Origin of the sequence: Streptococcus sp. DD13 (genome assembly GCF_001578875.1) — a bacterium.
Taxonomy (GTDB): Bacteria; Bacillota; Bacilli; order Lactobacillales; family Streptococcaceae; genus Streptococcus.
Map to the genome: position 1 here is coordinate 747,327 of NZ_KQ969506.1, position 7,030 is coordinate 754,356.

The 7,030-nt window shown below is 39.7% G+C and carries 9 protein-coding genes; 1 reads left to right on the plus strand and 8 read right to left on the minus strand.

The window, feature by feature from the left end:
• Nucleotides 1-4 precede the first annotated feature (4 nt).
• The 5 genes from STRDD13_RS03390 to STRDD13_RS03410 form a co-directional block, all read right to left on the minus strand.
• Entirely contained in the window at nucleotides 5-283 is a 279-nt protein-coding gene (locus STRDD13_RS03390) for a PTS sugar transporter subunit IIB (RefSeq protein ID WP_067101883.1), read from the minus strand.
• Nucleotides 280-759: a PTS sugar transporter subunit IIA gene (locus STRDD13_RS03395; RefSeq protein WP_067101885.1), complete on the minus strand. Its 480-nt coding sequence runs from the start codon at nucleotides 757-759 to the stop codon at nucleotides 280-282. Before STRDD13_RS03395 ends, STRDD13_RS03390 begins: the two co-directional genes overlap by 4 nt.
• A 44-nt stretch (nucleotides 760-803) precedes the next feature.
• Nucleotides 804-2,738 (minus strand): BglG family transcription antiterminator, encoded by a 1,935-nt coding sequence (locus STRDD13_RS03400; RefSeq protein WP_067101888.1) that lies wholly within the window; start codon nucleotides 2,736-2,738, stop codon nucleotides 804-806.
• Between the two features lie 248 nt (nucleotides 2,739-2,986).
• Complete coding sequence (locus tag STRDD13_RS03405; RefSeq protein WP_067101891.1) at nucleotides 2,987-3,670, minus strand: DUF4956 domain-containing protein; 684 nt, start codon at nucleotides 3,668-3,670, stop codon at nucleotides 2,987-2,989.
• The gene (locus STRDD13_RS03410) at nucleotides 3,663-4,439 is read right to left on the minus strand and encodes a polyphosphate polymerase domain-containing protein (RefSeq protein WP_067101893.1); all 777 of its coding nucleotides are present in this window, start codon (nucleotides 4,437-4,439) and stop codon (nucleotides 3,663-3,665) included. The genes STRDD13_RS03405 and STRDD13_RS03410 overlap by 8 nt, the downstream gene beginning before the upstream one ends.
• 256 nt (nucleotides 4,440-4,695) lie before the next feature.
• On the opposite strand from STRDD13_RS03410, the gene STRDD13_RS03415 reads away from it, so the two are divergent.
• Entirely contained in the window at nucleotides 4,696-5,934 is a 1,239-nt protein-coding gene (locus STRDD13_RS03415) for a carbohydrate-binding domain-containing protein (RefSeq protein WP_067101896.1), read from the plus strand.
• A 96-nt stretch (nucleotides 5,935-6,030) separates the two neighbouring features.
• On the opposite strand, the gene STRDD13_RS03420 is transcribed toward STRDD13_RS03415, so the two are convergent.
• From STRDD13_RS03420 to STRDD13_RS03430, 3 genes are all read right to left on the minus strand, one after another.
• The gene (locus STRDD13_RS03420; RefSeq protein ID WP_067101899.1) at nucleotides 6,031-6,354 is read right to left on the minus strand and encodes a hypothetical protein; all 324 of its coding nucleotides are present in this window, start codon (nucleotides 6,352-6,354) and stop codon (nucleotides 6,031-6,033) included.
• Nucleotides 6,329-6,748 carry a hypothetical protein gene (locus STRDD13_RS03425; protein WP_067101902.1) on the minus strand — a complete coding sequence of 140 codons (420 nt, stop codon included), beginning with the start codon at nucleotides 6,746-6,748 and terminating at the stop codon, nucleotides 6,329-6,331. The genes STRDD13_RS03420 and STRDD13_RS03425 overlap by 26 nt, the downstream gene beginning before the upstream one ends.
• Nucleotides 6,735-7,030 (minus strand): hypothetical protein (locus tag STRDD13_RS03430; protein WP_197457147.1); only part of this gene is annotated, 296 nt, incomplete at its 5' end. The genes STRDD13_RS03425 and STRDD13_RS03430, both read right to left, overlap by 14 nt.

The following is a 7,030-nucleotide window of genomic DNA, read 5'->3' on the forward strand; positions in this document are numbered from 1 at the left end:
CCTTCTAACTCTTCAAGAAATCAATAATCTTTTGTAATTCCTGTTTTTGACCCATTCCTGTCAGAAAGGCTACCCCATTAAAAACGGGAATCCCATAATCTTTTTTCGCCTTTACAATAGAAATATAACCATCTGCCTGTTTAACATGATGATCCAATGATTTCATATCAACAGCTTCTATTTCACAAGGAACTTGTGCTTCCTTTAATAAACGCTCAACTTTTGAAGCGACAGTTTGTGAAGTGGCGACACCTGAACCACAGGCTACAATTAATTTTTTCATTCTTCTTCCTCCATTTTAAACATATTGAATAACTGATACATTCGTTCCACATCAGTTTCTCGGACTAACTGATTTAAGAATTTTTTTTGCCCAAATGCATTCATCAATTCGACCAATAAACCCGTTTGATTTTTTGGTTCTGTAATGCCAAGAACAATAATAAAGGTAACATCAACTTTTTCGTCCATTGTTCCCATTTGGATAAACTCAACCGGATCCAGTAATTTAACGATAGAAATAAATGGTCTCTTTACATATTGACAGTAAGTATGAGGTATCGCAATTGCAATCTTCTCTAGCTGAAGTCCTGTCGGAAATTCTGCCTCTCTTTCTAACAAAGCTTGTGAGAAATCTTCTCTAACATATCCCTTTTCAAATAGTTTTTGACCAATGTTTGTCAAAAGTTGCTCTTTACTGCCTCCTTCCTCCTTTAAGTAAATTAGTTCTCTATTAACAAGTTGAGAAACGATAGTCACTATGCATCTCTCCTTTCTATTTTTTAAACTTTGATGTACTAATATTAAATAGAGTCAAAAACGACTTCCGAAAATAAGCGATGATAAAATTCTTCCAAATGTTTAGATTTCCAGAGTGAATCGATATAACTCGAACTATCTACTTTTTTGTAAATAGACAAAAGTGCATTTTTATACATATCTATATCTTGTTCAGAAATAGCAATCAAGATGACTACCTTAACTAAATTCTGTCCCCAGAATATCGGTCTATCTAAAGTAAGGATAACAAGTTCTGACACCTCGACCTCTTTAGGATCTGCATGGGGAAGGGCGATCCCAGTATATGTACTCGTCACTCCCATCTTTTCTCTCCTAAAAATAGACTCTTTAAACTGAGGGTTTTGACTGTTGACGTTACTAGTAGCTTCAATTAATCTATCAATACAAGCATAGGAATTGCCCTGTTTTTCATTTAAAAAAATCGAATGACCTAGCAATTTCTTCAGCATAATTTGTTGCTTTTCTTCTTCTGACGGTAATATATCTTCTAACCAAACATTTTCTTCAGAATACCTTAAAAAATGATTTTGAATAAGCTGCTTATCACTTTTTGACATCATACTACCGACATGCATATAAGGAAATGAAACATTATCTAGCTGAACTGCGCTAATCAATAAATCATAGGAGTTAAAATTCAATCTATATAGTTCATCACATTCAACCTTAAAAATATGCTGATAATAACCAGTAAGTCTTTTCACTTGACTCATTAACAGCTCTGAAGTCGCTAAGTTATGTGGACAGACAACATAGATTTTCATAGGCCGACCAAGCTTTTCTAATGCAATTTCAAAATGGATTGTCAGAAAAGCTACTTCTGTATCCGTTAGTTCTACAAGGAATTGGTCTTTAAGGACATGAGAGGAAAGCCAAATGACATGGTATAGGACACTGTACTCTCGCTTTACTTCTTCAGTTACGACACTTTTAATTTTCATCCTATTTTTCAATCGCATAATCATTGCTGGGATATGATTTAAGAGCATTTGTTCTAAATACTGATCTTGCAATAAATCTAAACCTAGCATATCCCCTACACCTTGTATCAATTGACGAGTAATACGCTTAATTGGAGAGTTGCTTTGAAAGTACAATTGTTCATAATTTCCAAAAGTAATCAGAGCTTCAGCTAATACGACAATTTCTCCCTCAAACACTTCTTCTACTAGCCCTCCTAGCAATTCCCTTGCCAGGAGATAGACTTCCATCATTCTTTTATTTGATAAATTAAATTTTTTTACTTTTTTAATATGTTTGTTAATCCGACTCCTTGTCTTAACCAACAGCATATCCAGCAATAAATAGTCCCTATATCCATCTTGAATGGTGAAATGAAATTTTGTCAGACATTGTCTGATATGATGTAAGGTCTCCTCTAGTTCACCGTTAGTAATCAACAAGTTTTGAACGGTCTCATTCGATAGAAACTGACAGTCTAAAAAATAATTCCGTGAGATATTCCGAATCGTTTCTTCGTCTCCCTCAATCCTTATCCCCCCATTTAACCTTTGAACAGTTACTGAATGGGGCAGAAACAGTCTATCAATCTCTTCTAAATCTCTTCGAACAGTCGCTTCGCTGATATAATGTTCCATTGACCAATCCAGAATATCAACCTGAGTATGTAATAGTAAATCAACCAGCAAATGAAGAGCACGTAAGTCAGCTACTCCATTAATTTCACTAAAATAAGGAGACTTTTTTAACTCCGCCAATAACTTTTCTCTTGAGAATCCTTGATAACATAATAAAATGCCAACGCTTGATTTTTTTTGAACATAAGCAGGACAATCCTTTAGGTACAAATTGATTTGTTCGATATCTTTATAAATTGTTTTCGTAGAAACCTGAAATTGTTGACTAAATTCGGAACCTGTAATCGGTTCAGCTTCCTTGGTTAATTGATAGAGTATATTGAATTGACGTTGATTCATAGCTAATCACTCCTTCATCACTCCACACATTTAGTATAGCGCTTACATAACTAGAAATAAAATCACTTTTGTTCCAGAACATTGTGGAAGTCTTTTTATTTTTATTATAAATAAATCTTTGTTTGTATTGTATCTGTTTATTTAAGATAAAATTACATCTAAAATATATATGTTGAACATATCTTTTATTTCCACCCACCAAAAAACACCATTTCTGTAGGGAAATGGTGTCGTGGGCTCTTTGTTCTTTAAAGGTTTTTCTTCTTCTTCGCTTTTTTGGTTAAGGCGACATCACAATCGGAGATCGTCCCTAGTAATTTTTGGGTGAGTTGGAAGTCATCGACTGTTGGTTTTAGATCCACTTCATAATGAATGGTCAGGGACTGACCAGACTGACTGGTGCTCACGGAGATGAGCTCGACTTCTGAGCAAGACTGGGGCAGGAGATGCTGCAGCGTTTGTTCCAAACCATCCTGCTTGGAAGTTGTTAAGGTAAGGTGACGTCTCCGCTGATGAACTGTTCGGCTCTGCTGATTTTCCAAAAGCAACCAGACTCCTAGTATAAACAAGGTCGCTACAACCGCTAGTACCAAATACCCAGACCCAGCTGCGAGGCCAATGATCATAGCTAAAAAGATGGCTATCAATTCTCGAGAGCCACTGGTGGCCGAACGAAAACGAATCAGGCTAAAGGTTCCTGCGACGGCGATGGACGTTCCGAGTGAGCCATTCACAAGGAAAATCACCAAACTCATCAAACTCGGTAATAAGGTTAGACTAATGACAAATTCCCGTGTGTATAAGGTTCGGTAACGATAGGTCCAAGACAAGGCAAGTCCTAAAAAGAGACTCACCAAAAGGACATAGAGCAATTGCAATGGATCAACGGTTGTTGTCGTTGTCTGAAAGATTGATCGAAACAAATTAGACATGAAGGCTTCCTCTCATTTCTTTATTGCGAGGCTGGTAATCCAGCCCTTGGGATTTGTGATAGGCACAGCTGTATTTAGAGAATTTTTGCTCGACGAGGTCATGTTTGTCAAGAATCTCCTGAAGCCACTGTGGCTTTTCCCCTGGAGCCTTGATTTCCATGATGACACTGTCTTGATCTAGAAGAGGATAGCCCTCTTTCCCTCGAAATAAGCTAACATCTTCATCTTGATAGATCAGATTTTGATCGATCGTCACGCGAATCTTGGAGTAGGGATAGCCCTTAATAGACTTTTTTTCCTTCAAGGAATAGCGATCATAGTAGATATACATTCGTGGTTTTAGGGCATTGCCATACCGCTTGCGCAATCTAGTAATTTCCCCCACAAGCTCTGCATCCTCTAGTTCTGGATGAGCGATCCCTGCTGTTAAGAGCTGGGTAATGGTCTGAGCCGTTGCCAGCGTTCGATACTTGTGACCGACTCCTTGCTCATCTTTTTCCTTTACTTCCAAGAAGACTTGGCTATCTGACTTTGGAGATTCTAAATAGGTCCGCATCCGAATTTTTTCACGGCGATTCTTCTTTGCTAGGGCATCTTGGATCACATCAAATTCTTCTGTATCAAAGTAAATATTTGAAATCGTGGAAGTTGGATAGTCATCCTCTACTAGGTATTCTTTCAAATCCGCTAAAAGCGCTGAAAGATTCTCCTTTTCAACAACATATTTAGTTTCCACACGTTTGAACTTGGTCTCAACTGGCTTTGTCATCCTTTATCCTCTTTTCTATACAAAACATTTGGTTGAAAAAAAGCTTTTGTCTTCCCTGACTAATTTCTATAAAAGAATGAAGTTGAAGTAGAAGATTCTTGCTTTCATTGCCATCTAGTGTATAGAGGTTTTCTTAATCTTTCTTTAAGGAAACCTTAACCAAACCTGAAATTAAGAATTCTTTCAGACTACTTTCAGAAAACTTTTAGGTCCTTCCATTAAACTAGAGCTATCTTAAAAAAGCGAGGAAGACTCTATGAAATCTAACAAATGGAAATTTTTATTAACAGGTGCTGTTGCACTAGCCCTTATGGCTGGTTGCTCGAAAAACCAAGCAACCACTGCCACAAGCACTGGGAGTTCAAGCACTACAACTACTACCACAACTAATGCTTCATATTTTACAGAAAAAGACTATGACACTTCTTATGATGAAAGTACCGCTTCTACTGTAAAATTGTCTGGTTCGAGTGCGACTGTCTCGGGAGATGGTGTAGCGGTCTCAGGCTCTACTGTGACCATTTCAAAAGCAGGAACATATGTCATCTCGGGAACTTCTGATGGTGTACAGCTAAAGATTGAAGCTGGCGACTCAGATGATGTTCATATTATCTTGGATGGGGTAACCATGACCAATACGGAAGCTCCTATCTCAGCGACCAAGGCCGGTCATGTATACATCACGCTCAAAGATGGCACAACTTCTACCCTATCAGACTCTAGCTCTAGTACAGATGAAGATGCCGATGCTGTGATCTTCTCTAAAGGGGATTTGACCATCAACGGGAAGGGGACCCTGACGATTGATGCCAAGAAGGACAAAGGAATCAAAGCCAACGATACCCTGCACATCACGGGTGGAACCTTCAAGATCACTTCTGTCGGTGACGGTTTAAATGTCAACGACGAACTCAATATCGCCAATACTACCATGACTATCGATGCAACAGAGGATGCTGTCAAAGTCGACAATGATGATGACTTGACGGTTGGAAACATGTATCTTGCGAACAATACCATGACCATCTCAGCTGGAGATGATGCGATCCATGCTTCTAAAGACTTGATTCTCGATAGCGGAACCTACAAGATCACACAGTCTGTAGAAGGAATCGAAGGAAAAACCATCACCATCAATGATGGAACGATTTCCATCGAAGCATCTGATGATGGGATCAATGCTGCGGACGGATCTCTTTCTAGCGATAGTATGGCGGCACAAGACGGGGTCTTTATCACTATCAATGGTGGAAATATCACCATCAACATGGCCTCTGGAGATACCGATGCCATCGACTCTAATGGTGATTTGACCATCAATGGTGGTACCTTAAATATCACTGCCCAATCTGCCTTTGACTTCTCCGGCTCTTCTTACTACAACGGAGGAAGCTTAACCGTCAACGGAGAAACGGTAACCGAAATCACTGAGTCCATGATGGGGGGCGGAGGCCCACAAGGTGGATTTGGAGGTGGACCTGGCGGAGGACGTTAATCTCCCTCTTTCATAAATCGTTCAGATAGGAACAGTCTAAAACAAAAAAGGAAGCAAGAATGCTTCTTTTTTGTGCTCTCCTACGGGATAGAGACTCTAGCGTTTAGCCAGGTTTTCCATTTTTTCCATCTGATGTGCTAAGGCCTTCCCCACTTGATTGGAAAATTGTCCTTTTATACTCGTATCCAGCTGTTCTGTTAGGATAGCGTAGAGGGCCTGGTATTTTTCAGTCACTTGTTGCAGTTGGTCAAAATATTTTTCTTCTATTTCTCGCATTCTTTCGCGCTTGGCTGGTGCTAAAACAGTTCGTATAAATTGACGATCCAGCTCTTTTTGCAATGCCTCCTGCTGCCTCCTCATCTCTAAAGGGTCATAGATGTGCAGCATCATGTATTCATGGATTAGGTTTTTGTTGATCACTCGTTAACCACCTTCCCCTTGCTTTTTGCAGCTTATCTAGCCTATCCTCCAGTTGCCTATTTTCTTTTCGATAGGACTGGTCTATTTGATCCAACTCCTCCCACAAGTCCCGCTCCTTTCGTCGATAGGCTGTCTCGATATCTGCCTGATAGGATCCGAATAGGTGGTGCAGTTGCGATGGGTCACAATAAGCCGTCAGTTCCAGACGATCGATGAGATCATGAAATCGCACAAATCGGTCCTCCATGAGCCGCTCCAACTGTCTCTTCCGGTCGTATAGTTCGTTCATTTTCCGGTCTACTGAAGCGTGACCCTGTCTCTTTTTATCTTCTAAAGCGTAGAGCTCTTGCTCTACATTTAGGATATCTGGCATATACGGATCAAAAGGCACCATAAATCATCATTCCCCATTCTTTAAACCGACGAGACAATTCTATATCACTTTGTAACATGTTTTCAATCCCTTTTTGAAGCTGTTCCTCTATCAAAATCATCTCCCTCTTAAGGTGATCCATTTGTTTTTGCCTCTCTGCGATTTTTTGTTCAAGCGGAGCGATGATTGCTTGATAGGAGGCCCCACCCTCATCAAGTGCCTGCCGAATCTCATCCGGTGTCAACAGGGTATCGGAAAGCCCCAACAAATCAGCTGGTCCATAGGTCGCCTGGCGCCTGATTT